Genomic DNA, 23,468 nt, shown 5'->3' on the forward strand with positions numbered 1-23,468 from the left:
GCGGCCTCCGATAGGTTTCGGTCGGTTGATCACGCGTCCGAAACCTGGGTTTTCTGGACTTTAACCCCGTGGGTTTCTAACCTCGACAATGGTGACCGAATCACATTCATGGGAGTGGAATGACCACGAGTGCGGAGCTTCCCGATATCCTGGCGGACGGATTCGCCGCCGATCCCTACAGCGCCTATCAGGTGCTGCGCGAAAAGGCGCCGCTCTACTGGCACGAGGGAACGCAGAGCTACGTGATCTCGCGGTACGAGGACGTGGCGCGGGCCTTCCGGGAGCCGGTGTTCACGACCGCGAATTACGACTGGCAGCTCGAACCCGTGCACGGGCGGACGATTCTGCAGCTCAGCGGCCGGGAGCACGCGGTGCGGCGGGGCCTGGTGGCGCCCGCGTTCCGGGGCGACGAACTGCGGGAGAAATTCCTGCCGGTGATCGAGCGGAACGCACGCACCCTGATCGACGGCTTCCGCACGGCGGGCAAGGTGGAGCTGGTCGGCCAGTTCAGCGCCCACTTCCCGATCAATGTCATCGTCGACATGCTCGGGCTCGACCAGGCGGATCACGCGCGGTTCCAGCGGTGGTACACCTCGATCATCGCGTTCCTGGGGAACCTCGCTCAGGATCCGGACGTGGCGGAGGCCGGGCTGCGGACGCGGGAGGAACTCGCCGCCTACATGCTGCCGATCATCGCGCGCCGCCGCGAGGAGCCCGGAGACGATCTGCTGTCGCGGCTGTGCCTGGCGGAGATCGACGGGACGCGGATGAGCGACGAGGACATCAAGGCGTTCGTCAGCCTGCTCCTGGCCGCGGGCGGTGAGACGACCGACAAGGCCGTCTCCGCGCTGTTCGCGAACCTGCTCGCGCATCCGGACCAGCTCGCGGCGGTGCGGCGGGACCGTGATCTGATACCGCGGGCGTTCGCCGAGACGCTGCGCTACTCGCCGCCCGTCCACATGATCATGCGGCAGCCGGACGAGGACGTGGCGGTGACCGGTGGAACGATCCCCGCCGGCAGCACGGTCACCTGCCTGATCGGCGCGGCCAACCGGGACCCCGAGCGCTACCGGGACCCCGAACGCTTCGACATCTTCCGCGATGACCTGACGACCACGAGCGCGTTCTCCGCCGCGGCCGACCATCTGGCGTTCGCGCTGGGACGGCACTTCTGCGTCGGCGCGCTGCTGGCCAAGACGGAGATCGAGGTCGGGACGAACATGCTCCTGGACGCCATGCCCGACGTCCGGCTGGCCGAGGGGGCCGACCCGGTCGAGCGCGGTGTGTTCACCCGCGGCCCCGCCCACCTGCCGCTGGAGTTCACGCCTCCGGGGTGAACGGCACCGCCCCGCCCCTGCGGGCGGCCGGACTGAAGGTGACCGGGAGCGTGTGCAGCCCCCGCATCCAGAAGGACGGCCGCCACTCCAGGCCGTCCGGCGGGACGGCCAGCTCGATGTCCGGCAGGCGGTCGAGCAGCACCTCAATGGCCGTCCGCGCGATGACCTCGGCGTGTTCCGGGGCGGGGAACGGGCAGCCGTGCTCACCGTGCCCGAACGACAGGTGGGCGCGGTTGCCGGTGGCGGCGCCGGCCTCGGGCCGCACCTGGGGGTCGGCGTTCGCCGCGGCCAGGCCCAGGACCAGTAGGTCACCGGAGCGGATGTCGCGTCCCCCGAGCCGGCAGCCGTGCACGGCCCAGCGGCCGATGAAGTTCTGGGTGGGGGTGTCCTCCCAGAGCACCTGGGTCAGCGCCTGGTCGACGCTGCTCCTGCCGCCCTGGAACGTCATGGAGAAATGGTCGTCGACCAGCATCAGCCGCAGGGCGTTGCCGATCCAGTTGCCGGTGGGCTGCTGCGCGGCGGCCATCACCACCAGCAGATCGATGATCACCTCGTCGGCGCTGAGCCCGGCCGGATGCGCCAGCAGCCGGGAGGGGAAGTCCGGTCGCGGGCGCAGCCGCCGCTCGGCCACCAGGTCCGTCATGCGCTGCTGGATGCGCTGATGGGCGGCGACGGCCTTCTCGTCGGCGTCGAGGGACTCGGCGACGTCCTGGACGAGCGCGGGCACGTCGGAGTCGGGCAGCCCGAACAGCCGGGCCATGACCAGCAGCGGGATGCGGTGGGAGTACTGCCCGACCAGGTCGGCCTCCCCGTTGCCGGCGAACTCGTCGATGAGCCCGTCGGCGAGTTCTTCGCAGACGGCGGCGAGTTCGGTGCGGTGGACGGCGTCGAGGGCGTCGCCGATCGCGCCGGCCCGCCGCTGGTGCTCCTCCCCCTCGGCGAACATCACCGACGGCGTCCACCCGACATAGGGCATGAGCGGCCAGTCGTCGGGGACCTGGTCCCAGGCGTTCCAGCGCCGGCAGTCGCGCGCGAACAGCATGGGGTTGCTGGTGATGTGGTTGACCTCCCGGTAGCCGACGACGAACCACGCGGGGACGTCGCCGTCCAGCAGGACCGGTACCACCGGGCCGTGGTCCCGGCGCAGCTCACGGTAGAACTCGGCGGGGTCCCGGGTGACGGTGGCCCCGTACAGCCGCACGGGGGTGTCGGGGGCGTCCCCGGCGGGCGCGGACCGCGGAATGGACGATTCGGTCACGGTGCGACCTCCTGGGCGGCGGACGGTTCGCGGAGATGGGCGAGGTGCCGGACGAGCGTGATGAGCACGGCCTTGGCGGAGTCGCGGGAGCGGGCGTCGCACTCGATCAGCGGGATGCCCTCGTCGAGGGAGAGCGCGTCCCGGACCCGGTCCAGCGACGGCCGCGGGCCCTCGAACCGGTTGACCGCCACCACGAACGGCATGGCGTGCGCCTCGAGGCGGTCGACGCTGTAGAAGCACTCCTCCAGCCGGCGCGTGTCCACCAGGACGATGGCGCCGAGACTCCCTGAGAACAGCTGGTCCCACAGGAACCAGAACCGCTCCTGGCCGGGCGCCCCGAACAGGTAGAGCACCCGCTGCTCGTCCAGCGAGATGCGGCCGAAGTCGAAGGCGACGGTGGTGGTGCGCTTCGTCTCGACCCGGCCCGGGTCGTCGATGCCGATCCCGGCCCGCGTCATGGTCTCCTCGGTGCTGAGCGGCCTGATCTCGCTCACCGAGCCGACCATGGTGGTCTTGCCCACGCCGAACCCGCCGACGATCACGATCTTCAACGCGTCCCGGGCGGTATGCCGCAGGGGCGTCCCGGCGCGCCGGTCGGCGGGCTGCGCGCCCGGCGTCGGGTCAAATGCTTTCGAGTCCAACGAGCACCTGCTTCAGCGTTTCCAGGTCGGCCGTGTACGCGGCTGGTGCGGCGGCCGAGGACGGATGGCGGACGGTGATGCGGCCCATGTCGCGCAGGTCGAGCAGCAAGATCTTCATCACGCTCACCGGCAGCCGCAGCCGGGCGGACAGTTCGACGACCGCGACCGGGTTGTGGCGGCAGAGCCGCAGGATCGTGGCGTGCTCGGACTGCATGCCGGGTTCGGCTTCGTCCTCGGCGACGATCAGCGCCACCAGATCGAGCGTGTCGTCGCCCGCCTCGGAGCGGCCCCGGGTCACGGTGTAGAGCCGGTCGGGGTCCTCCCTGTCGAGAGGGCGGCGGTTCATGTGCGGGCGTCGTGCTCAAGTCTGCGAGGCGCGGCCGTCAGGTACCCGCCGATCTGCTCGACCAGCTCGTTCATGCAGTGCCCCACGAGGCCGACGTCGGCGACCTCGTCCGCGACCACGGCCAGGTGCGCACCCTGGCCCGCCGGGACGATGAGCAGCACGCCGCCGGCGAACTCCACCATGGACTGGCCCGCTCCGAGGCCCTCGCCGAACTCGGCGGACGCGCTCAGCGACAGGCTCTGGATGCCGGACGCGATGGCGGCGAGCTGGTCGGCCCCGTCCTCTTCGAGTCCGGGCGTGAAGCAGATCTTGAGGCCGTCCCTGGACAGCACCAGGACGTGCCGGGCACCCGGTGCTCGCTCCAGCAGCCCCGCGAGCAACCAGTCAAGATCACGCTGATCGGTGTTCATCGGTTCCCCGGGGCGGCCGGTGGTCCGGGTCGCCCCTCCTCCCATCTGTGAATCCTGCTGTCCGTCGTTCTGCCGGGGCCTGTCGCGGATCTCACTCGTCCGCGGCGGGCCCCGCCTCCCCCGCACCTGCTCCCCCACCCCCGGCCGCCGCGGACCCGGCCCCGTCCGGCTCGGCACCGGAGGCCGACGCGGACGCGGACGCGGACGCGGACGGGGATGCGGAGGCGGCGGGAGGCCCGGCCGCGGATTGGCGGAACGCGGCGAACCGGGTCCCCGAGTCGCGGAGACGGGGTTCCTGCCCCGCGGGCCGTCCCGCGGGCGCGCTCGCGAGGGCGGCGCCGCGTCTGCGTTTGGGCAGGACCAGATCATCGGATTCCGCGCCGGCGGGCTGAGGCGCCGCGACCTCGCGCTTCGGCTCCGCTGGACGGCGGGCGGCGGGGACGGCCGCGTCCGCCGCGTCCACGGCGTCCGCGGCACCGGGCGGGGTGTAGACGATGAGGTTGGCGGGGATCAGCACGATCACGCCGATTCCACCGCGCGAGGACGGGCGGAAGCTGACCCGCAGGCCGTGCTTGCGGGCGAGGCGCCCGACGACGGCCAGGCCGAGCCTGGTGCCGGGCAGCGAGCTGAGATCGGCGGCCTCGCTGACGAGCCGTTCGGCGCGCTGCCGTTCGCGCTGCCGCATGCCGAGGCCGCCGTCCTCGATCGTGACCAGGATCCCCGCGTCCTCCTCCTCGACGTACACGTGCACGGTGCTGCCCTGCGGCGAGAAGTTGGCGGCGTTGTCCATCAGCTCCGCCAGCGCGTGGATCACGCCTTCCGCGGCGAATCCGGCGACCGCGGCGGTACTGGTCAGGTGGTACTGGACGCGCTGGTACGCACCGATCCGGCCCATGGCGCCGCGCAGGACGCTCTCCATCACGATCGGCTTGGTCCAGCGCCGCCCCGACCGGCCGCCGCTGAGCAGCGCGATGCTGTCGGCCAGCCGTCCCAGCTGGGAGACGTCGTGGTCGAGGCCGAGCAGGTCCCCGAACACCTTGTCGTCGCCGTAGCGGTCCTCCAGGTCGCGCAGCTCACCGAGCATCCGGGTCGTCCTCGCCTGGATCCGCGCGGCCGCGCTCGCGCAGGCCGCCAGCGCCGCGGCGCTGGTCCGCTCTCCCTCGGCGAGGTCCTCGGCGACCCGGTGCAGGACGCGCCGTGTGGTGTCGTGGGCGGGGTCCGCGAGTTCGGCCAGGACGGCCGGGACGCCGACCCGGTCGCGCCTGATCCGGGTGGCCAGGGCGGGCAGCGCGGTGTCGGCGAGCCAGGCCAACTCCGCGTCGAGCGCGGCCGACTCCGCCCGCACCTGCGCGGCCGCGCGTTCCCCGGCGGCGAGGCCGTCCACGACGATGCGCAGCAGCCGTCCGAGGGCCCGGTCGGTCACCGGCGGGAAGCCGACCAGCACCTTCTCGGGCGGAGCGCCGTCGCGCAGCCGGGCGACCAGGGTGGGCAGCGGCCCGTCGACCAGTTCCGCGAGTTGTCGCTCCAACCGGTCGTCCTGGGCGGTGACCTGCATCAGCCGGCCTCGCAGCCGCTGGTTGTCCGCGGCGAAGTACACGGCGGCCCCGATGGCGGCGCTGAGCGCGAGGAGCATGCCTCCACCTCCGCCCGCCACCAGGGCGCGTGATTGCGGGCCGACGGCGAAGAGGGCGGCCAGCAAGATGCCGCCGCCGGCGATCGCCATGATGAGCCACACCAGTACCGCGCGTTCCAGGGGGGCGCGCTCGATGCGGAGTCGGCCTGCGTGTACCGGCATCCATCCTGTCCTTTGAGCGAGGGGCTGGCTGATGGAACCGTGCGCAGGCCCAGCGGACTGCGGGCCCGACCCGGATGCGGACCTCAACACGCACGAACCCCGAAATGGGGCGGAACCCATGATGCACGAAGACACGGGAGTAAGGGGAGATACTTCAGCGAACTACTGTCCCTTTTGCTCTGAATTGACCACCTTCCGATGCGGTTATCCGACCGGAAGAATCACCAAAGATCGTGGATCGTTCCAACTCTGGAGCCGCTAAGCCGGGGATCCGCCGCTTCGCGGGAGCGCGCCACGAACGTCCCGACCTCACGAAACGTTCGCCGAAGGCCCGCCGTGAACGGGCGGCCAAAAACGATCATCATTGAGCGATTCCTCCGGGTGCCCTGCACCTCGGCCAGGCGCGCCGAACCTCTCCTTTGCGGACGGCGGCGCCGCCGACTCCGCCACACCGTTCAGCACGCGGCGGTATTGATCGACATGAGAAATCGGACTCGATGCGGAGCGCCGACCTGAGGCCCCGGACAGCGGCCTCCGGTCCCGCCGCCGCGGCGCCCGGCCGTGCCCCCTTCCTTCGCTTCTCCGGCAGCCGCCCACCGACCGGGTTCCCCATGCGCCCGCGCTGGTCTCAGATCATGAGAGCTGCCGGGGTCACGGCCTGGACGCGGCCGATGTGGAAGACCCTCTCGGCGTCGCGCAGCCGGCACCACGCGGTGAGGAAGGGGGCGTCGAGCCGGGCCTTCTCGATCACACGGGTGGTGGGATTGCCCTCGCCGTTGACGTACTCGATGCCGACGGCGACGCCCGTCCGCAGTGCGTGGGCCAGCATGCGCCGTTCGGAGACCGGCAGGTGGGAAGCGAGCTCCGCCATGTGGGCGTCGACATCGTCGGCTTCGGCGGGCGGGTCCGGTGGTGTTCCGTGCAGCCGGGCGGCCAGGTCGATCGGCGTGCGCGGCCGGGTGGCCTCGGCCTTGCCCGGACGCTTCTCGCGACGTGGAGGGCGTGCGCGTTCGATCAAGGGCGCGTCGCCGTCGCCCGCGCCGGCCGGTACGTAACCGGCCGCCCGGAGCGCCGCGAGGGTCTGGTCCACCGGCTCGGCGCTGGCGAGCACCGTGGGCGCCAGTTCCCGGAGCTTCAGCCGGCGCAGCCCCCGATGGGCCAGGATCTCGGCGAGCAGCGCGGGACGGGAGCAGCGGATCGCGCAGGCGAGCGCGGTGACGGTGACCTCGCCGTGCCTGCGGGCGACATCGTCGATCAGGTACGCCAGCGGCTGCGGCAGGCCGGTGCCCGCCGCCGCCTCCAGGTCGGAGCGGATCCCGTCGGCGGTGCGGCCCTCGTCCAGGGCGCGCCGCACGCTGGGCAGGCTGAACCTCCAGACCGAGGCGGTGCCCCGTGATTCGCGATCGGCGACCAGGTCCAGGAGTCCCGCCAGCCACGGCGCGGGCGGCCCGGGGACCACGGCCGTGAGGTCGCTTTGCAGGAGCACCCGTCCGCACGTCGCTTCCAGCGCGTCCGCGACGGCCTCATCCAGCGTCACCGCAGCGTCGACGCCCGCCAGCACCCGTCCGGTCGGGGTGAGCGCGCCATGGGCGATCACGCCGAGCAACTCCGCCTCGTGCCAGACGGCCGCGATGTAGGGCGGCGCCACCTCGGCGTCCTCGAACAAGAGCGGGGACCGCCATGTCACCGCCGCGACCAGTTGTCCGGGTCCGGTCGCGCCGCGCCCTCCGGGGAGGGCCGCGAGGCTTTCGAGCACCGCGGCGCGAAGCCGGGGCGCCGCTGGATCGTGCGCCCGAGTGTCCAGAGGGGCGCTACGGCCCGTCTCCGGATCGTCGAGCAATGGAAGGCGCGGCATCTGCGCCCAGGTACGCAGCATGGACGCCAGGCGGGCGGCGGACGGCGGCGGATCACCCGCTTCAGCCGCCGGGGCCAGCGCGCCGTCGCGCCAGTCCAGCAGCCCCTCGGCCGCGGCCAGTTCCAGCCAGAGCCGGACGGCGTCCTCGGAACCTCCTGTCCGCTTGGCCGTCCGCCGCAGTTCCCGGACACCGACGCCACCGGACTTCAGACGGGCCGGCGGCTCCGCGGCGCAGGACCGGAGAACCGCCTCCATCTGCTCTAGGGCGCGTGCCGAGGCCGCCGCGAACTCCGCCGTCACCGCGCCCTCCGACGCCGCGGCCGTGCCCACGGACGGCGCGGCCGGTGTGAAAGGCGCCTGGTAGGACGGGCCGCGCAGCGCCAGTGCCACCTCCGCGGGCATGAGCGGCTGCAGCCAGTCGAGCTGGACGAGCAGTCCCCGGGCCAGCGCCCAGGTATACGGGCTCTCCCGGCCGAACAGGTAAATGCCCTGGTCGCCGTCTATGCGGCCGGCGCGTGCGATCTTCTCGATCCGGCTCCGTTCCCGTTGCGGCGCGGCGGCCACGACTCGCCGCACCCGTTCCGCGTCTCCCAGACCCGCGAGAGCCGCGTCCAGCAGCTCGGCCTTGCGCTTCCCCCGCGGCTCGACACCCAGGCCGCGGACGATCCGGCGGAGATCCTCGGCTCTCAGGTGCGGCAGCAGAACGGCGGCCGACGGCCCCAGACCGAGCGGTCCGTCCCCGATCGGCCATTCCCTCAACGGCTCCACGAGGTGCAGCAGGCCATCCGCCGGCCATACGAGGCCGCGCCGGACGAGTGCGTCCAGCACCCGTTCGAAGTCGTCCGGCTCGGCACCGAGCAACGCCTCGACGTCCGCCCTCGCCGCGGCGCCGCCGAGGGCCGCGAGCACCTCCGCGAACTGCACCAACGGCAGCTCGCAGGCGGCGAACGCCACCAGCGCCCCGCGCGGGCCGGACAGCCGTTCCGCGAGCTCGCCCAACGTCAACGGCTCCGGGTCGGCCAACGCGTCCGACCGCTCGGACAGCAGACCGGCCAACTCCTCCCGGCTCAACCCCGCCAGCCACGTGCTGAGCGACCCCGTCACACCTCGATCCTTCTGCGCCACCCGCCTACGATCCCACCGCGTGGACGCGTCGGCGAGCCGAACAGCGGGTCCGCACCGATCCGACCGCGATCGGGGGTCGTGTCGGCGGGTCGGCGCCGCTTGGTCACGGGTGAGATGTCGTGGAGACGTCCAGCAGCCGGGTCGCCGCGTGGACGAGAGGGATCGCTTCCTGTTCGATCCGGCGGAACGGGGTGGGGCCGGCCGTCGCGACGGTGTCGTAGGCGGTCGCCTCGGCTTCGGTCAGATGAGGCAGATTCTCCTCGGACGGCTTGAGGGGGCGCCCCCTCTTGTCGTGGTTCACGCCGTGCTGTGCGTAGCGGTGCAGGTCGGCGGCGTCCATCAGGATGGAGGTGACCGGTTTCGGTGGCGCGCCGTCCGGTGCGGGCTTGGCCAGCGCGGCGCGGAACCCGTCGAGGATCGCGTACCCGTCCGCGTCGATGTCTCCCCAGTAGACGATGTGGTCCGCAGCGCGGATCCAGGGGACGTTCGCCAGGAGGGACGCCGCCGCCTTGCCGCCGCCCTCGACCACGATGGCGTCCTCCACAGGCGGGAACCAGAGCCTGGAGTCGCGGTTCTCGACGACGAGGACGATCCGCGGCCGGTAGGCGATGTCGTGCGTGTCGCCGGTCGTCCACGCGTCGTGTCTGCGGCTCCCCGATGCGGCGTGCGCGGGGTCGACGTAGGTCAGATGCAGCACGGCCGGCCGGGACCGCACCTCGTCACGGACGTCGCGTCCGGCGACGTCGCGCAGTAACGCGCCATGGGTGTCGAGCCACTTGGTGTGCATGCCGGGGACCGGGAGCTGGCGTAAGGTCCACGCGCCCGCGTCGGGGTTCCGGCGCAGCCAGGTCACCGCGCTGAGCAGCACCTCGACGTCCTCGCCCCCGAGCAGGTAGACGGCCCGGACGGTGGCCGGGGTGAGGACCGCGCCGGTCGCCCGTAGCGACGACGCGAGCGCGCGGGCACGGCCCGCGTCCACGGGCGGCGGCTCGGTCCCGGAGACCAGCGCGAGGGCGGCGTCCAGGCCCGCGGCAAGCGTGGCGGGGTACTCATCCGTCACGCCCTGGACGGACACGGGCTTCCGGACGATCTGCACGCCCGCGGGCAGCCGGCCGGCGAAGTCACGCCAGCGCATGTGCCACTCGTGCCAGGCGGGGTACCCGATCCGCGCCACGGCGCTGCCCGTCGAAACGCCGGGACGGAGCGGGACGGAGAACGTGACCGGTTCCCCGGCACCGAGGTCGGCGCACACGGCGGCCGCCCACTTCTGATGGATCTTGCGGCGGAGCGACTCGACCGCGTCGGCCGGGACGACCAGTCGGGGGGTCATGCGTCGGGGACCGCCACGATGGGCTTCGCCCACGACCGCCCCTCGGTGTTCTTGAGGGTCAGGTATTCGGCGTCCACGTGCGGTTCGATCGCGCTGTGCTTGTCGTTGGGGGCGCTGATGACGAGCTGGAAGCCGAGCCCGCGCCAGGCGCCGATGGCCCGTCCGGTGAAGTGCGCGTCCGCCTTGATCAGCGCCTCGTCGAGGAAGACGGGGGCGTAGCGGGGACGTTCGGCGCCCGCGTCGCCCAGCTGGTAGCGCAGCGCGGCGCCGACGATGAACGCGACCAGTTCCTGCGACTCGCCGCCGGACTTCTCCCCGATGTGGTCGTAGACCGCGACGTGCTCGCCGGCGAGGTCGCATTTCTCCGCGCTGATCCGGACGTGGTTGCGCACGTCGATCAGGTCGGCGAAATCGGGGGCGGTGCGGCGGATGCGGTCGATCACCTTGGCCATGCGGTGGTAGGCGCGTTCCCGGTCGGCGTCGGTGGCCGCCTTGTCGATGGCGGCGCGCACGTCGCGCAGCTCCTTGCGGAACCGGGCGCGCACCGCGGAGTGGCTCTCCTGCGGGTCGATGCGCAGCCGGTGGCCGTCGTCGGCGAACGGCAGTTCGGCGAGGATCCGGTTGACCGGGTCGATCCGGTCGCGGATCTCCCGGACGGCGGCGGCGAGCTCGCTGTCCAGGCTGGTGAGGTCGTTGCCGGAGAGTTTGAGCAGGCTGTCGCGCCACTCCGTCTCCAGTTCGTGCAGGCCGCTGGTCTCCAGATCGGTGAGGAGGCGGTCGAAGTCGCGGTAGGAGTCCTCCGGGTCGGTGCCGAGGTTCGGGTTCGGCCAGCGTTCGACGAACGTCGAGAACGTGTCCTGCAACGCCTTCCGGGACCGGCCGATCTCCTCCTCGGCCGACTTCCGGTCGTCGTTCATGCGGTCCACTCCGCGCCGGTGCGCGGCGTCGAACTCCGCCAGCGCCGTCGCGGGGCCGGTGCCGTCCGGGGCGGCGCCGAACAGCCCGGCGAGGTAGTCGCGGTGCTCCGGGCTCACCGTGGCGCCGGTCGCCGCGGCGGTGTCGAGGGCCCGCTGGGCGCCGTCCACCTCGTCGACGATCGATTCCCAGTCCTTCTCGAGCCCGTCCAGCTCCCGCTTCTGGCCGCCGACGCGCTCGGTCAGGTCCTTCACCTCCTGCTTGAGCTCCTCCGCCTCCCGCTGCAACCGGTCGATCTCCGGGTTGCCCTCGCGGACCTCGGCGATGACCTGCTTCCAGCGATCCCGTTCGGCGGTGACGGACGCGACGTCCACCTGCTCCCAGGACAGTTCGGTCACGGTCTGGTGGGCGGTGCGCCGCTCCTCGAACGAGTTGAGGGCCTGCTCCGCGTCCGCCACGCGTGCGGCGGCGTCGTCATGGCGCTCCCGGGCGTGGCCGATCCGGGTGTCGAGGTCGGCGAGCAGCCTGCTGTTGCTGAAGCCCAGGAGGTTGGCGCGGCCGTGGCCGCCGTGCGCTCCCCTGCCGCGCTGCGACATCTGGCCGGTGATCGTGAGCGCCCTGGAGTACTGCCCCAGCAGCTTGGGCGTCTCGACGCAGACGAAGTCGAAGCCGCGGACGAGTTCGCCCTTGAGCCAGGCGGTGAACGGCGACGGCCGGTAGTCGAGCCGGCCGGGGAGCCGCTTGTCGTCCAGCCCGATCTCGTCGCGCATGCCGGTGCGGACGCCTTCGAAGTGGATGCGCCGGGCGAGCGGCACCGCGTTGATCGCCTCGCGGAACGCGTCCAGCCGGCCGATGTCGATCAGCATCCGGGTCGCGAACCCGCCGAGCGCCAGGTTGAACGCCTCCCGCCACGGTTCGAACTCCGTGCGCACCTCGATCAGCTCGCCGACGAACGGCAGGTCGTCCGGCGTGAGCCCGGCGGCGTCGGCCAGCCGGTCGCGGGCGGTGTGCAGGTCGGACGGGATGTTGCCGCGGCGGGCCTCGACCGCCGCGCGCTCGCCGCGCAGCGCGGCCAGGTCGCGTTCGGCGGCGGCGGCCTCCCCCGCCGCCTTGGCGAACTCGTTCTGGGCGGTCTTCCTGGCCTGGGAGTCGGCCAGCGCGCGGCGCGCCGCCTCGACCAGCGCGGCGAAGTCCGCACCGGTCGCCGCGGTGGCGCCGATGGCGGCGAGGGCCCGGTCCAGGCGCTCCCGTCCGCGTTCGACGTCGGCCAGCCGCCGCTCCACATTGCGGATCTCCCGGAGCGCGGTCTCCAGCCGGTCGCCGCCGGACGCGCGCAGGGTGTCCAGCAGCGCGTCCCGCCGGGACTCCGCCACGCCGATCAGCGCCGTCGTCTCCCGCACGCCCTGCTCGGCCTGGCGGCGCCGTCCGGTCAGGTCCTCCTCCGCCGCACGCAGCAGGTCGAGCCGGCGTTCGTGCCGCCACAGCGCCGCGGGGGACACCGGGTCGGCGAACGACCCGACGTCGTCGATCACCCGCAGCCGCGCCACCGCGGCATCGATGGCCCTGCGGTGGTCGCGGATCGGGGCCAGCGCCCGCACCTGCCGGCGAGCGGTGATCATTCGCTCCCGGGTGCCGGACAGCTCGTCGAACTGCTGCACCACCTCGTCCGCCGTGGCCAGGGTGGACGGCTCCTCCAGGACCATCGTCTTGTACAGCGCGTCGACGGTGGTGATCTGCTGGCCCGCCTGGATCCTGCCGAGCAGCCCGACCGCCTTGTGCCCGTCCCCGGCGGCGCCGATGCCGAGCGCGGTGTGCAGCCGGGCGGTGAAGTCCCGGTCGGTGCCGAAGCACGTCAGGCCCGTCGCGGCGACGGCGTCGCGGGCGAACCTGCTGCCCGCCGGGCCGTCCAGCTCGCGCAGGTCGTAGGCGTCGTCGCGGACGGCGCGGACCGCGACGACGTCTTCGAGAGTGCGCGCGGCCGACGGCACGTACCAGGCCCGCAGCGCGGTGAAGACCGCACCGCCCTGGTCCGCCCAGGTCATCGCGATCGCCGACCAGGTGTCGCGGCCGTCCCCGCGCAGCACCCGCACCCTCGTCTCACCGTCCGCCCGCGACTCGTCGAGCTTCCCGCGCGCGTAGGAGAGGATGTTGCGCTGGTCCTTGCCCCGCGGCCGGCCGACCACCCCGCCGTTGGACGCCCCGTTGAACGGCGTGGTGTGCGGCATCAGCAACGCGATGTAGGAGTCCATCAGCGTCGACTTGCCCGACCCGGAACCGCCGCTGAACAGGGTCGCGCCCGGGGCGAACCGGACGCGGTGGTACCCGTCGTAGCCGCCCCAGTTGACCAGCTGCAGGTCCCTCGCCACCCACTGCTGCCCGCGCGAGGCCTCCGGGATCAGCCCGAACAACGTGTCGATCATGCTCATGGCGCGGCCTCGTTCCGCTCCCGTAGCCACTGGCTCAGTTCGGTGAGCTTCCCGGTGCTCAGCACGACCTCGACCAGCGGCGTGATGCGGTACCGGCCCGCGGACTCCTCCGCGAGCAGCCCCTCCTTGGCCAGCCGGTCCACCGCGTTGCGGATCTCGCGCTGGCCGCGGGCGAGGTTGTGGTCGTCGGGGTCGAAGTAAGTGAGCACGGTCTGCTCCAGCTCTTCGATGTCGACCCGCGCGGACGTCTCGCCGGTCCCGCGCTCCCGCTGGTAGACCGTCCGCAAGTGGACCAGGACCAGGGTCTCGGCCCGGCTGTAGGGATCGTCCTTCAGCAGGATCGGGACGTCGGACTCCGCCGAGCGCACCTGCTGCTTGTAGGCGATGCCGCGGTCGTGGTCGACCACGAGCCGGACGAACAGGTCGTGCAGCCGCGACTCGATGAGCTGCTGGTTCTCCAGCAGCGTGCGCCACTGCGCCGGGTTCTTGTCGGCCAGGACGAACCTGCGCTGCAGGAGCCGCACCAGCACCTTCCGCACGTCCACGTCCAGCGTGCCGGTGTCGCCGGCGAACAGTTCGGACGGGTCGTCCTCCATCGCCACCGGGTCGATGAAGCCGGCGTCCGCGCCCGTCGTCCAGCCGTCGTCCGCGCCCTCCGGTTCACTCATCGTCGTTTCCCGGCCTCTCGCCGGCGGCGCCGTCCGCGGGACGGGGATTCGCCGGGTTCGCCGGGTTCACCGCGCGCACTCCGCCGAACGCGAGGCGCCGCCGGGTCCGGTCCGGGCGGACCGCGTCGACCACCGCCACCTCCTCCGTGCCGGTCATCCCCGAACCATGAGCGATCTCCAGCAGGCCGAGCAGATCCACCGGCCGCCGTATCCGCTCGTCCGCCGCGCGGAACGCGGCCGCGACGTCGACGCTGTCCGCGTCGCCGGCGAACGCCGCCAGATGCGCGTGCAGTTCGGCGTACTGGGGGCCGCCCCATGCCCGGGTGTCCGCGTCCGGCACGTCCTCCGCCTCGTCCCATTCGCGCAGCGGCGTGGGCGGCGTGGGCGGACGCAGGTCGCTCAGGGTCTGGCGCAGCTGCCTCACGTCGGCCACCGGCAGGCGGCGCAGCGGGGCGACGACCGCGCCGCGGCGTGACTTCGGCACCCAGGCGTGCAGCCCCGACATCACCTCCCGCAGCAGCTCGTCCACCTGGCGGTCGCGCATCGGGTCATGGTTGCGCACCTGGGTGGTGATGACGTGCGACGCCTGCCGCTGCGCGGCCAGCACCTCCTTGACGCCCTGCTCGATCCGGCGCGCGATCTCGGCGAGCTCCCGGCGCCGCGGCTCCGGCATCAGGTCGGTGAACCCGTGCCGCAGCACGGTGCGCAGCAGATTCCACAGGTCGTCGATCTGCGCCGGGTCGCCGATCAGGCGCAGCGCCCCGGCGAACGCGCGGCCCTCCGGCGTCGCGTCCATGATCTGCCGGCCGCGCTCCAGGTACTCGCGCAGGACCTCCCCGGTCGGCCGCACGTCCTGCCGCAGGTCGGCGACGACGTCCCGCTGCATGGCCTTGATCGACTCCGCGACGCGGGCGAAGTCGGCGGGCAGCTCCCGCGCCAGATGCAGCACGTTCTCGGCCGCCTCCAGAAGCTGGTCGTCGTCGACGGCGTCGATGGCGCCGCCCCGTTCGAGCCGGTCGAGTTCCCGCCGACGCTGGTCGATCTCCGTCTGGAGGCGCGCCATCCGGGCCATCACGTCCGGGTCCGCGTCCTGCGCGAGCCGCTCGACCGCCTCCAGCAGAGTCCGGACGCGGGACTCCGACACCCGGGTCCGTGCCCCGCCGACCCGGCCGGCCACCTCCAGCGCCCCGACGCCGTGCGCGGACAGCCGGTACACCTCGACGTCGTCGGCGACCTGCCGCACCAGCCAGCCCGCATGCACCCACTGCCTGCACAGGTCGCGGGCATTCCCCGAAGGCAGCGGCTGGTCGCCCTCCTCGCCGTAGCCCGCGGCCCGCAGTTGTTCGAGGGCGTCGGCGATCTCCGCATGGGCGTCCGCCACCGCCACCACCGGCCGCTCCGGCGTGAACATCATCGCCAGCACCGTCACCACGAACGGCGCATAGGTCCGGTGGAGCAGATCGAGCATCGGATTCTGGAACGCCCGAAGCGCACCCTGATATGCGCCTTGCACACCTCGTGTTCCCATCGCCGACCAGAGTACGACCTGTGACTCGACGCCACGCATCCGAAAACCGAAACCGGGGACCTCACCCCCTCCACCTCGGTCCAGCGCACACCTGGCGGGACCGCCGTCCGTCATTCCGCGGCCCGGACCTGCCGGTCTCCGGCGGCGATGCCTCGCCACCGGCGAGCGGCTTCTGCGAAGATCTGAACTGTTCGTGCAGACACGCTTGTTCCTGTGAGAGGTAGCGCCGTTGGAACCGCTGAGGCAGGACGGCTCGCGACGGATGGCGGACGCGGAAGGGCAGGTCCTGGCGGACCGGTACCGGCTGGTCTCACTGCTCGGCCGGGGCGGCATGGGAGCGGTCTGGCGAGCCCGCGACGAGCAGCTGGGCCGGGAGGTGGCGGTCAAGGAACTGCGCCTGCCCGAACAGCTGGACGACGCCGCGCGGCGGACCTGGATCGCCCGGCTGGACCGCGAGGCGCGTGCCGCCGCCGGGCTGAGGCATCCCGGGATCGTCACGGTGCACGACCGCGTGGCCGGTGATGACGGCCGCCCCTGGATCGTCATGGAGCTCGTCAGGGGGCGGTCCCTGGACGACCTGCTGAAGGCCGAGGGGCGGCTGCCGCCCGCCCGGGTCGCGCAGATCGGGTTGCACCTGCTGGACGCACTGCGCGCGGCTCATCAAGCGGGAATCACCCACCGCGACATCAAGCCCGCCAACGTCCTGCTGGAGGACGACCGCGTCGTCCTGACCGACTTCGGCATCGCGGCCGTCGAAGGCGATGCGACCCTGACCGGAACGGGCGCCGTCCTGGGCACTCCCGCGTACATGTCGCCCGAGCAGGTCCGCGGCGAAGAGGTCACGGCCGCCGCCGACCTGTGGTCACTCGGCGCCACGCTCTACACCGCCGTGGAGGGGCGCCCCCCGTTCGAAGGCGCCGGCACCGGGGCCGTCTTCATCGCCATCGCCACCCAGGACCCCACCCCGCCCGTCCACGCAGGCCCCCTCGAACCCGTCCTCAGGACGCTGCTGGACCGGACCCCCTCCCGACGTCCGACCCCCGATCGCCTTCACACCCAGCTCACCGCGGTCGCCCAGGGCCGTCCGCCGGAACAACCGACCCTCGTCCAGCCGCCTGTTCCGCAGCCGCCGCAACGCCCCGCCCGCACGCGCAAGGTGAAGAAGGCCGCCTTCATCGCCCTCGCGGCGGTCGCCGCCACCCTGACGCTCACCGTCGCGACGGGGTGGGTGGTGAACGAGTTCCAGGGATGGCAGGGGAACCGGCGCTACGAGGCGAACATGGACACCGTCGGGGGCCTGGGGACGATCCCGGGCAGTTCAACCGAGCTCACAAGGACGTACAAGGACACGGTGGAGGTCGACTCGACTCTCTGTGAGGACACATCCGCCCCGGGGTGCAACCTGCAGGCACAGGTCGACACCGTCCTCACCTGGTTCCGCACCCGGAACGGCGTGCGGTCCGTGCTCCTCCAGCCCCCCACCGAGGAGCCCAACACCTATCCCAGCCGTTCGCTCACGGTTCTCACCGAGGGCTCACCGAAGATCACCGAAGTCATCGTCTACGACAACGAGCACACCGACAAGATCATGCTCAGCTTCACCGTGGGCTGACGGCCGGCGCTCCGAACGCTTCGTCGACGGCCTTCACCCGGAGCTCTTCGAGGACGGTGATCTGGGCGTCGGCGCGTTCCAGCAGCGTGCGCAGCTCGCCGACGTCCAACCCGGGTTCGCGGTCCACGAGGGAGAGCAGGGTGCGCCACCCGGCGGCCTTGCCTTCGACCGCCAGGCGCATGGCTTCCAGCTCCACCAGGTCGCTCAGTGGCGAGCGGGTGCGCAGCCGTCCGTTGAACTTGAGCCGGGCCGCCTTCTCGCCCGCCCACGCCGCCATGCTCTTGTACCGGCGGACGGGCAGCCCCAGCGACAGCACGATCGACAGCAGGGCGCCCCGGTCGGCGGTGATGTCCCCGGCGAGCCGCTCCAGCCGCTCCTCATCGGCGGAGCCGCGGTGCGCGTGCGCGACCCGGCGAGCCAGTTCCACCCCGCCGGCCGCCCCGGCCAAATGGTCATTGAGGTAGATCCCCAGAAAGGCCCTGGTGTCTGTGGTCTGCATCTTCCACCGGTACCCGAAGGTCTCCGCACAAACGGGACGACGGCAAAACCGGTCCTGTGGTCGCGCGAGCGCCGACGGATCCGGAGCGGGGCCCGGCCCGCAGCCGAACCTGGGATCGCTGACCCTGGACGCGCGCGAGCCCGGCGCCCGCTGACCCGCCGCGGACGGCGGAGGCAACGGTGGAGGCGGTGGAGGCCCCGGACCTCCACCGCCTTGCCGCTACTTCACTTGTGGCAGGTCAGGTGCGGGTCCAGCGCTGGTTGCTGCCGTTCCAGCAGGAGTAGAGCTGGATCGGGGTGCCGTTGGCGCTGCCGGCGGCGTCCAGGCAGAGGCCGGACTGGACGCCGACGATGGATCCGTCGGAGTTGACGCGCCACTTCTGGTTGTCGCCTCCCCAGCAGCCGTAGATCTGGACCTTGGCGCCGTTGCCGGTGCCGGCGGCGTCCAGGCACTTGTTGCCGTAGACCCTGAGCTCGCCCGCGTCGGTGTAGGTCCACTGCTGGTTGGTGCCGCCGTGGCAGTCCCAGAGCTGGACCTGGGTGCCGTCGGCGGTGCCGGCGTTGGGCACGTCCAGGCAGCGGCCCGAACCGACACCCTTGATCGTTCCGGCGTCGTCGTCGGGGGGCGTCGTGGTGCCGCCGTTGAGGGCGTTGAGGACCGAGGTGTAGGCGGCCTTCTTGTTGCCGTTGCCGTCGAACAGCAGCGGCGTCTGCTCCGAGCGCCAGGAGTCGGTGTCGCGCACGCCCCAGACGGTGATGCCGAGGCACCGCGAGACGGCGAGGCAGTCGTTGGTCACGTTGGCGTAGGTCGTGGCCGAGGCGCCCTGGATGTCCAGTTCGGTGATGGCCACGTCGACGCCGAGAGCGGCGAAGTTCTGCAGGGTGGTGCGGAAGTTGCTGTTGTAGGGGCTGCCGCTGTTGAAGTGGGACTGGAGGCCGACGCAGTCGATGGGCACGCCGCGCTGCTTGAAGTCGCGGACCATGGAGTACACGCCCTGGGTCTTGGCCCAGGTCCAGTTCTCGATGTTGTAGTCGTTGTAGCAGAGCTTGGCGGACGGGTCGGCGGCCCGCGCGGTGCGGAAGGCGACCTCGATCCAGTCGTTGCCGGTGCGCTGCAGGTTGGAGTCGCGGCGGCCTCCGGAGCCGCCGTCGGCGAAGGCCTCGTTCACCACGTCCCACTGGACGATCTTGCCCTTGTAGTGGGCCATGACGCCGTTGATGTGGTTGATCATCGCCTGGCGCAGCGCGCTGCCGCTGAGGTTCTGCATCCAGCCGGGTTGCTGGGAGTGCCAGGCGAGGGTGTGGCCGCGTACCTGCTTGCCGTTCTGGACGGCCCAGTTGTAGACGCGGTCGCCGGAGCTGAAGTTGAACTGTCCCTGCTGGGGTTCGGTCGCGTCGATCTTCATCTCGTTCTCGGCGGTCACCATGGTGAATTCGCGGCCGGCGATGCCGGTGTACACCGAGTCGTTGAGCCGGCCCGAGGCGATGGCGGTGCCGAAGTAGCGGCCGCTCTGCGCCGCCGCGGCGCCCAGCGTGCTCTCCGCAGCGGACGCCGGGGACGGCGCCACCATCGCGGCGGCGGCGAGGACCCCGGCAGCGCCCGCGAGGACGGCCCGCCTGCGGATCCCGGGCCTGGTCATGGCATTGATACGCACGTCTGTTTCCTCCGTGAATTGAATGAGGGATGGGAGCACGGAACACCGCCGTGCGACAGACGCCGCGCCCCATCATGGGAGCGCACACACCACCCGGGGCGTCGCGGACTCATTGTGTGAGCCTTCAAAGATCACGTCAATATGTCTTGGAAAGATTTCATCGCACACGTCCAGGCACCGAATCGTGTATGCGGTCTAGCAGGGAATTCGTGCCTCGAAACTTTTCGGGGAGCCGTGGGTCTTGACGATGTCGCTTCGCCTCGTATTTACTCCGGGCCACCACCACCCCCCTCCACCACCGACAGAGAGAAGGTCCCGCCCGGCCGGAAATGTTAGCGCTAACATCATCTGGAACGAAGGGAAGAAGTTCATGTTGAGGACCGGTGCAGCAGTGCTGGCATCGCTCCTGCTGTCGGTGCTCCTGTTCGTGCCGAAAGCACAGCCGGCCCAGGCCGCGACAGTGGATGTGAACAAGTGGTACGTCCTGGTGAACCGCAACAGCGGCAAGGCCCTGGACGTCTACAACCTGGCGACCAATGACGGCGCCCGCATCACCCAATGGACCAGGAACGATCAGAACCAGCAGCAGTGGCAGTTCGTCGACTCCGGCGGCGGTTACTACCGCATCAGGTCGCGCCACTCCGGCAAGGTGCTGGATGTCTACAACTTCTCCACCGCGAACGGCGGCTCGATCGTCCAGTGGTCCGACCTGAACGGCACCAACCAGCAGTGGCGGCTGGCCGACAGCTCGGAAGGCTACGTCAGGTTCATCTCGCGCCACAGCGGCAAGGCCCTCGAAGTGCAGGGCGGCTCCACCACCGACGGCGCGAACATCGTCCAGTACGACGACTGGGGCGGCGCCAACCAGCAATGGCAGCTCGTCGAGGTCGGCGGCGACGATCCCGGCCAGCCGTGCAGCCTTCCGTCGACGTACCGCTGGTCGTCGACGGGCGCGCTGGCGCAGCCCAAGTCCGGGTGGGTCTCGCTCAAGGATTTCACCGTCGCCCCCTACAACGGCAAGCACCTCGTCTACGCGACGACGCACGACACGGGCACCCGATGGGGTTCGATGAACTTCGGCCTGTTCGGCAACTGGTCGGAGATGGCGTCGGCCAGCCAGAACGCGATGTCGAACGCCACCGTCGCGCCCACGCTGTTCTACTTCGCACCGAGGAACATCTGGGTCCTCGCCTACCAGTGGGGGTCGACCGCCTTCTCCTACCGGACGTCGAGCGACCCCACCAACCCGAACGGCTGGTCATCGCCGCAGGTGCTCTTCTCCGGAAGCATCTCGGGCTCCGGAACGGGCCCGATCGACCAGACGCTCATCGGCGACGACTCGAACATGTACCTCTTCTTCGCCGGCGACAACGGCAAGATCTACCGGGCGAGCATGCCGATCGGGAACTTCCCGGGCAGTTTCGGCTCGTCCTCGACAGTGATCATGAGCGATTCGACCAATAACCTGTTCGAAGCCGTTCAGGTCTACAAGCTCCAGGGCCAGAACCGCTACCTCATGCTCGTCGAGGCGATCGGTTCGCAAGGGCGCTACTTCCGCTCGTTCACGGCCACCAGCCTGAACGGTTCGTGGACCCCGCAGGCCGCGAGCGAGGGCAATCCCTTCGCCGGAAAGGCCAACAGCGGCGCCACCTGGACGAACGACATCAGCCATGGCGAACTGATCCGCACCAGCGCCGACCAGACCTTCACCGTCGATCCCTGCAATCTGCAACTGCTCTACCAGGGGCGCAGCCCCAATTCCGGCGGCGACTACGGCCTCCTGCCCTACCGGCCGGGTCTGCTGACGCTGCAGCGCTGACGCGACCCGGGTCCGGACCCGGCGTGGCGGCACCGCGTGGCGGGCTCGGCGGCATGCCGAGCCCGCCATCCGGGCCGGGGTCAGGCTCCGGTTCGCCCGGCCTCGCGGAGTCGGCGCGGCCCGTGTGCAGGTAGCGCGCGCGGCCCCCGCCGTCGTCCCCCAGGAACGCGACGGGCCGGTGGCCGGGCTTCGCGGGCAGCAGGGAGTCGCCGCGCCATCCGAGCAGCTCCGTCCGGTACGGCTCGTCCCCGGCCGCCGCGGCGAGGCCGAGGGGGACGTGCTCCAGCCACAGCCGTCCCCCGTCGTCGGCGCTCACCCTGGTCCGGCTCGTGCTCGACAGGTAGAAGCCCGCGTAGCGCCGCGCGTCCAGGCGCGCCGCGGGATCGGGGACGGGCTCGGCGGGCGGCTCGACGACCCTGCCGAGGATCTCCCTCATCAGCGGCCTGCGATCGCCGCCGTTGGTGAGGATCGCCACGCACACGTCGCGGCCGGGATCGACCCGCAGGACGGCCGACTGCCCGACGGTGTTGCCGTCGTGGCCGAAACCCCGCCCGCCCGGCAGGTCGTAGAGCTCCCAGCTCAGGCCCCACGCCGTCCCCCAGCCGATGTCCGGCAGGACGACCTGCGGCTCCCGCATGGCCCGCAGCCCTTCGTCGGCGAGGTGCGCGCGGGCGAAGGCCAGCAGGTCACGCGCGGTCATCGCGAGCATCGATCCGGCGGGCGCGTTCGAGCGCGCCATCGCCCAGACCCGGACGGGCCGCCCGCCCAGATGCCCCACAGCCGCGCGATGCAGGATCGCCTCGTACGGGTCGCTCGCCGCGTGCGTCATGCCGAGGGGCGTGAACAGGTGGTCCCGCATGCACCGGTCGAACGGCTCGCCGCGCACGACCTCGACGATCCGCCCGAGCACGCTGTAGGCGGCGTTGTTGTAGGAGAACATCGCCCCGGGCTCGAAGATCTGCGGCACTTCGGCGAGCAGCTCCACATACCTCTCCAGGCAGTCGTCCCCCTTGCCCGTGTCGGTGAAGACGTCCCCCTCGAACCCGGCTGTGTGGCACAGCAACTGCCGGACGGTCGCCTCCCGGAACCCGGGAAGATACGTGTCCACCGGCGCGTCGAGCTCCACCAGCCCTTCCGCGACGAGCCCCATCACCAGCGTCGCCGTCAGCACCTTGGTGACCGACCCGATCTGGAACACCGAGTCGACCGTGGCCTCCACTCCCGTCGCCGTGCTCAGGACCCCCGCCGCCGCCTCGACCACCCGTCCGCCGGCATCGACCGCGACCGACACACCCGGCACCCCGTACTCGTCCGCCAGCCCCGGCAGCCGCTCCCGCAGCCCCTCCCCCACCTCATCGATCTCCATCCCCATCCACCCACCGTAGATCGGCCGGGGTCACGCCCTCGTCTGGACGCGGGGAGAGGTCCGCAGGAGGTCGCGCCAGTCGCGGGGCTGCGTTGACCTGCGGCGTGTTGTTGTTATGGCGAGCCGGATACCAACAACACGCCGCAGATCAACGAACCGGCGGGCGTGCCGTCCGTGCGGCGGGTGGGTGGCTGGGGGTGGCGTGGGTGCTGGGTGGATGCGCGCGGGCGCGGCCTGCTGCTGATCGCGCACCTCGTCCACGACTGGGGCGTCCGCCCACCCTAGCTAGTTCGGCCCGGAATCATGTCCGCGTCTGGACGCGGGGAGAGGTCCGCAGGAGGTCTCGCCAGTCGGCGGGCCAGTTGGCCAGCGCCAGGACGCCCATGATGACGAGGTGGGTGGGCGCGGCCCAGCTTTCCGCCGCCGGGTCGTGGTTGACGATGTGGGTGGTGACCGCACCGGTGAGCACGAGCACCAGGGTCGTGGCGGCCAGGAAGCGCGTCCGCTTGTCCGGGATCACGAGCAGGACGGCCGCGATGCCTTCCAACGCGCCGACCACGAGGCGCATCCAGGACGGGTAGCCCCAGTCGACGAACTTCACGGAGTACGCGGGGCCGAAAATCGTGTCACCGGGCCAGTACTTCGTCACGGCGCCCAGCGCGAATTCAAGAGCGAGGAACCAGTACAGGACGGTCATGAGCCGCTTCGACATCGTCTTCCTTCCGGATATTCGAGCAGGATCAGGTCTCCGCGCGGCGATTCCGGCGGAGTCGAGGTCGGGTTTCCGGTGCTGGCCGCGTAGGGCCCGGTGAAGTCCTCGTGCCGGGCGGGCGCGGCCCGAGGGTGATCGTCACCCTCGGCCGCGCGTCCGCGGAGTTCCACGC

General features: G+C 71.5%; 17 protein-coding genes. 3 read left to right on the forward strand and 14 right to left on the reverse strand.

Annotation, left to right across the window (positions count from 1 at the left end):
* The first annotated feature begins 119 nt into the window (after positions 1–119).
* Positions 120–1,337 carry a cytochrome P450 gene (locus SM611_RS02755; RefSeq protein WP_371947165.1) on the forward strand — a complete coding sequence of 406 codons (1,218 nt, stop codon included), beginning with the start codon at positions 120–122 and terminating at the stop codon, positions 1,335–1,337.
* Here the strand turns inward: SM611_RS02755 and SM611_RS02760 are convergent.
* The 10 genes from SM611_RS02760 to SM611_RS02805 form a co-directional block, all read right to left on the reverse strand.
* A complete protein-coding gene (locus SM611_RS02760; protein ID WP_371947166.1) occupies positions 1,321–2,595 on the reverse strand; it encodes a cytochrome P450 in 1,275 nt (424 codons plus the stop codon). The genes SM611_RS02755 and SM611_RS02760 overlap by 17 nt on opposite strands.
* Positions 2,592–3,236 (reverse strand): GTP-binding protein, encoded by a 645-nt coding sequence (locus tag SM611_RS02765; RefSeq protein WP_371947167.1) that lies wholly within the window; start codon positions 3,234–3,236, stop codon positions 2,592–2,594. The genes SM611_RS02760 and SM611_RS02765 overlap by 4 nt, the downstream gene beginning before the upstream one ends.
* Positions 3,217–3,582 carry a DUF742 domain-containing protein gene (locus SM611_RS02770; RefSeq protein ID WP_371947168.1) on the reverse strand — a complete coding sequence of 122 codons (366 nt, stop codon included), beginning with the start codon at positions 3,580–3,582 and terminating at the stop codon, positions 3,217–3,219. Before SM611_RS02770 ends, SM611_RS02765 begins: the two co-directional genes overlap by 20 nt.
* Positions 3,579–3,992 carry a roadblock/LC7 domain-containing protein gene (locus tag SM611_RS02775; protein ID WP_371947169.1) on the reverse strand — a complete coding sequence of 138 codons (414 nt, stop codon included), beginning with the start codon at positions 3,990–3,992 and terminating at the stop codon, positions 3,579–3,581. Before SM611_RS02775 ends, SM611_RS02770 begins: the two co-directional genes overlap by 4 nt.
* A 91-nt stretch (positions 3,993–4,083) precedes the next feature.
* Complete coding sequence (locus SM611_RS02780; protein WP_371947170.1) at positions 4,084–5,787, reverse strand: sensor histidine kinase; 1,704 nt, start codon at positions 5,785–5,787, stop codon at positions 4,084–4,086.
* Between the two features lie 628 nt (positions 5,788–6,415).
* The gene (locus tag SM611_RS02785) at positions 6,416–8,746 is read right to left on the reverse strand and encodes a helicase-associated domain-containing protein (protein ID WP_371947171.1); all 2,331 of its coding nucleotides are present in this window, start codon (positions 8,744–8,746) and stop codon (positions 6,416–6,418) included.
* Positions 8,747–8,870: 124 nt separating this feature from the next.
* A complete protein-coding gene (locus SM611_RS02790; protein WP_371947172.1) occupies positions 8,871–10,097 on the reverse strand; it encodes a Wadjet anti-phage system protein JetD domain-containing protein in 1,227 nt (408 codons plus the stop codon).
* The gene (locus tag SM611_RS02795) at positions 10,094–13,438 is read right to left on the reverse strand and encodes an ATP-binding protein (protein WP_371947173.1); all 3,345 of its coding nucleotides are present in this window, start codon (positions 13,436–13,438) and stop codon (positions 10,094–10,096) included. Before SM611_RS02795 ends, SM611_RS02790 begins: the two co-directional genes overlap by 4 nt.
* A complete protein-coding gene (locus tag SM611_RS02800) occupies positions 13,435–14,106 on the reverse strand; it encodes a DUF4194 domain-containing protein (protein ID WP_371947174.1) in 672 nt (223 codons plus the stop codon). The genes SM611_RS02795 and SM611_RS02800 overlap by 4 nt, the downstream gene beginning before the upstream one ends.
* Positions 14,099–15,967 carry a DUF3375 domain-containing protein gene (locus SM611_RS02805; RefSeq protein ID WP_371947175.1) on the reverse strand — a complete coding sequence of 623 codons (1,869 nt, stop codon included), beginning with the start codon at positions 15,965–15,967 and terminating at the stop codon, positions 14,099–14,101. Before SM611_RS02805 ends, SM611_RS02800 begins: the two co-directional genes overlap by 8 nt.
* On the opposite strand from SM611_RS02805, the gene SM611_RS02810 reads away from it, so the two are divergent.
* Complete coding sequence (locus SM611_RS02810; RefSeq protein ID WP_371947176.1) at positions 15,897–17,246, forward strand: serine/threonine-protein kinase; 1,350 nt, start codon at positions 15,897–15,899, stop codon at positions 17,244–17,246. The genes SM611_RS02805 and SM611_RS02810 overlap by 71 nt on opposite strands.
* On the opposite strand, the gene SM611_RS02815 is transcribed toward SM611_RS02810, so the two are convergent.
* Entirely contained in the window at positions 17,233–17,745 is a 513-nt protein-coding gene (locus SM611_RS02815; protein ID WP_371947177.1) for a hypothetical protein, read from the reverse strand. The two genes, SM611_RS02810 and SM611_RS02815, sit on opposite strands and share 14 nt — an antisense overlap.
* Before the next feature lie 238 nt (positions 17,746–17,983).
* Positions 17,984–19,399, reverse strand: a complete 1,416-nt coding sequence (locus SM611_RS02820) for an endo-1,4-beta-xylanase (protein WP_371947178.1) — start codon at positions 19,397–19,399, stop codon at positions 17,984–17,986.
* Between the two features lie 391 nt (positions 19,400–19,790).
* Between SM611_RS02820 and SM611_RS02825 the strand changes: the two genes are divergently transcribed.
* Positions 19,791–21,218 (forward strand): non-reducing end alpha-L-arabinofuranosidase family hydrolase, encoded by a 1,428-nt coding sequence (locus SM611_RS02825; protein ID WP_371947179.1) that lies wholly within the window; start codon positions 19,791–19,793, stop codon positions 21,216–21,218.
* On the opposite strand, the gene SM611_RS02830 is transcribed toward SM611_RS02825, so the two are convergent.
* Together SM611_RS02830 and SM611_RS02835 are read right to left on the reverse strand one after the other, a co-directional pair.
* A complete protein-coding gene (locus tag SM611_RS02830; RefSeq protein ID WP_371947180.1) occupies positions 21,106–22,584 on the reverse strand; it encodes a serine hydrolase domain-containing protein in 1,479 nt (492 codons plus the stop codon). The genes SM611_RS02825 and SM611_RS02830 overlap by 113 nt on opposite strands.
* Before the next feature lie 301 nt (positions 22,585–22,885).
* The gene (locus SM611_RS02835; protein WP_371947181.1) at positions 22,886–23,296 is read right to left on the reverse strand and encodes a DoxX family protein; all 411 of its coding nucleotides are present in this window, start codon (positions 23,294–23,296) and stop codon (positions 22,886–22,888) included.
* Positions 23,297–23,468 lie beyond the last annotated feature (172 nt).

This window comes from Actinomadura monticuli, assembly GCF_041463655.1.
Taxonomy (GTDB): Bacteria; Actinomycetota; Actinomycetes; order Streptosporangiales; family Streptosporangiaceae; genus Spirillospora; species Spirillospora monticuli.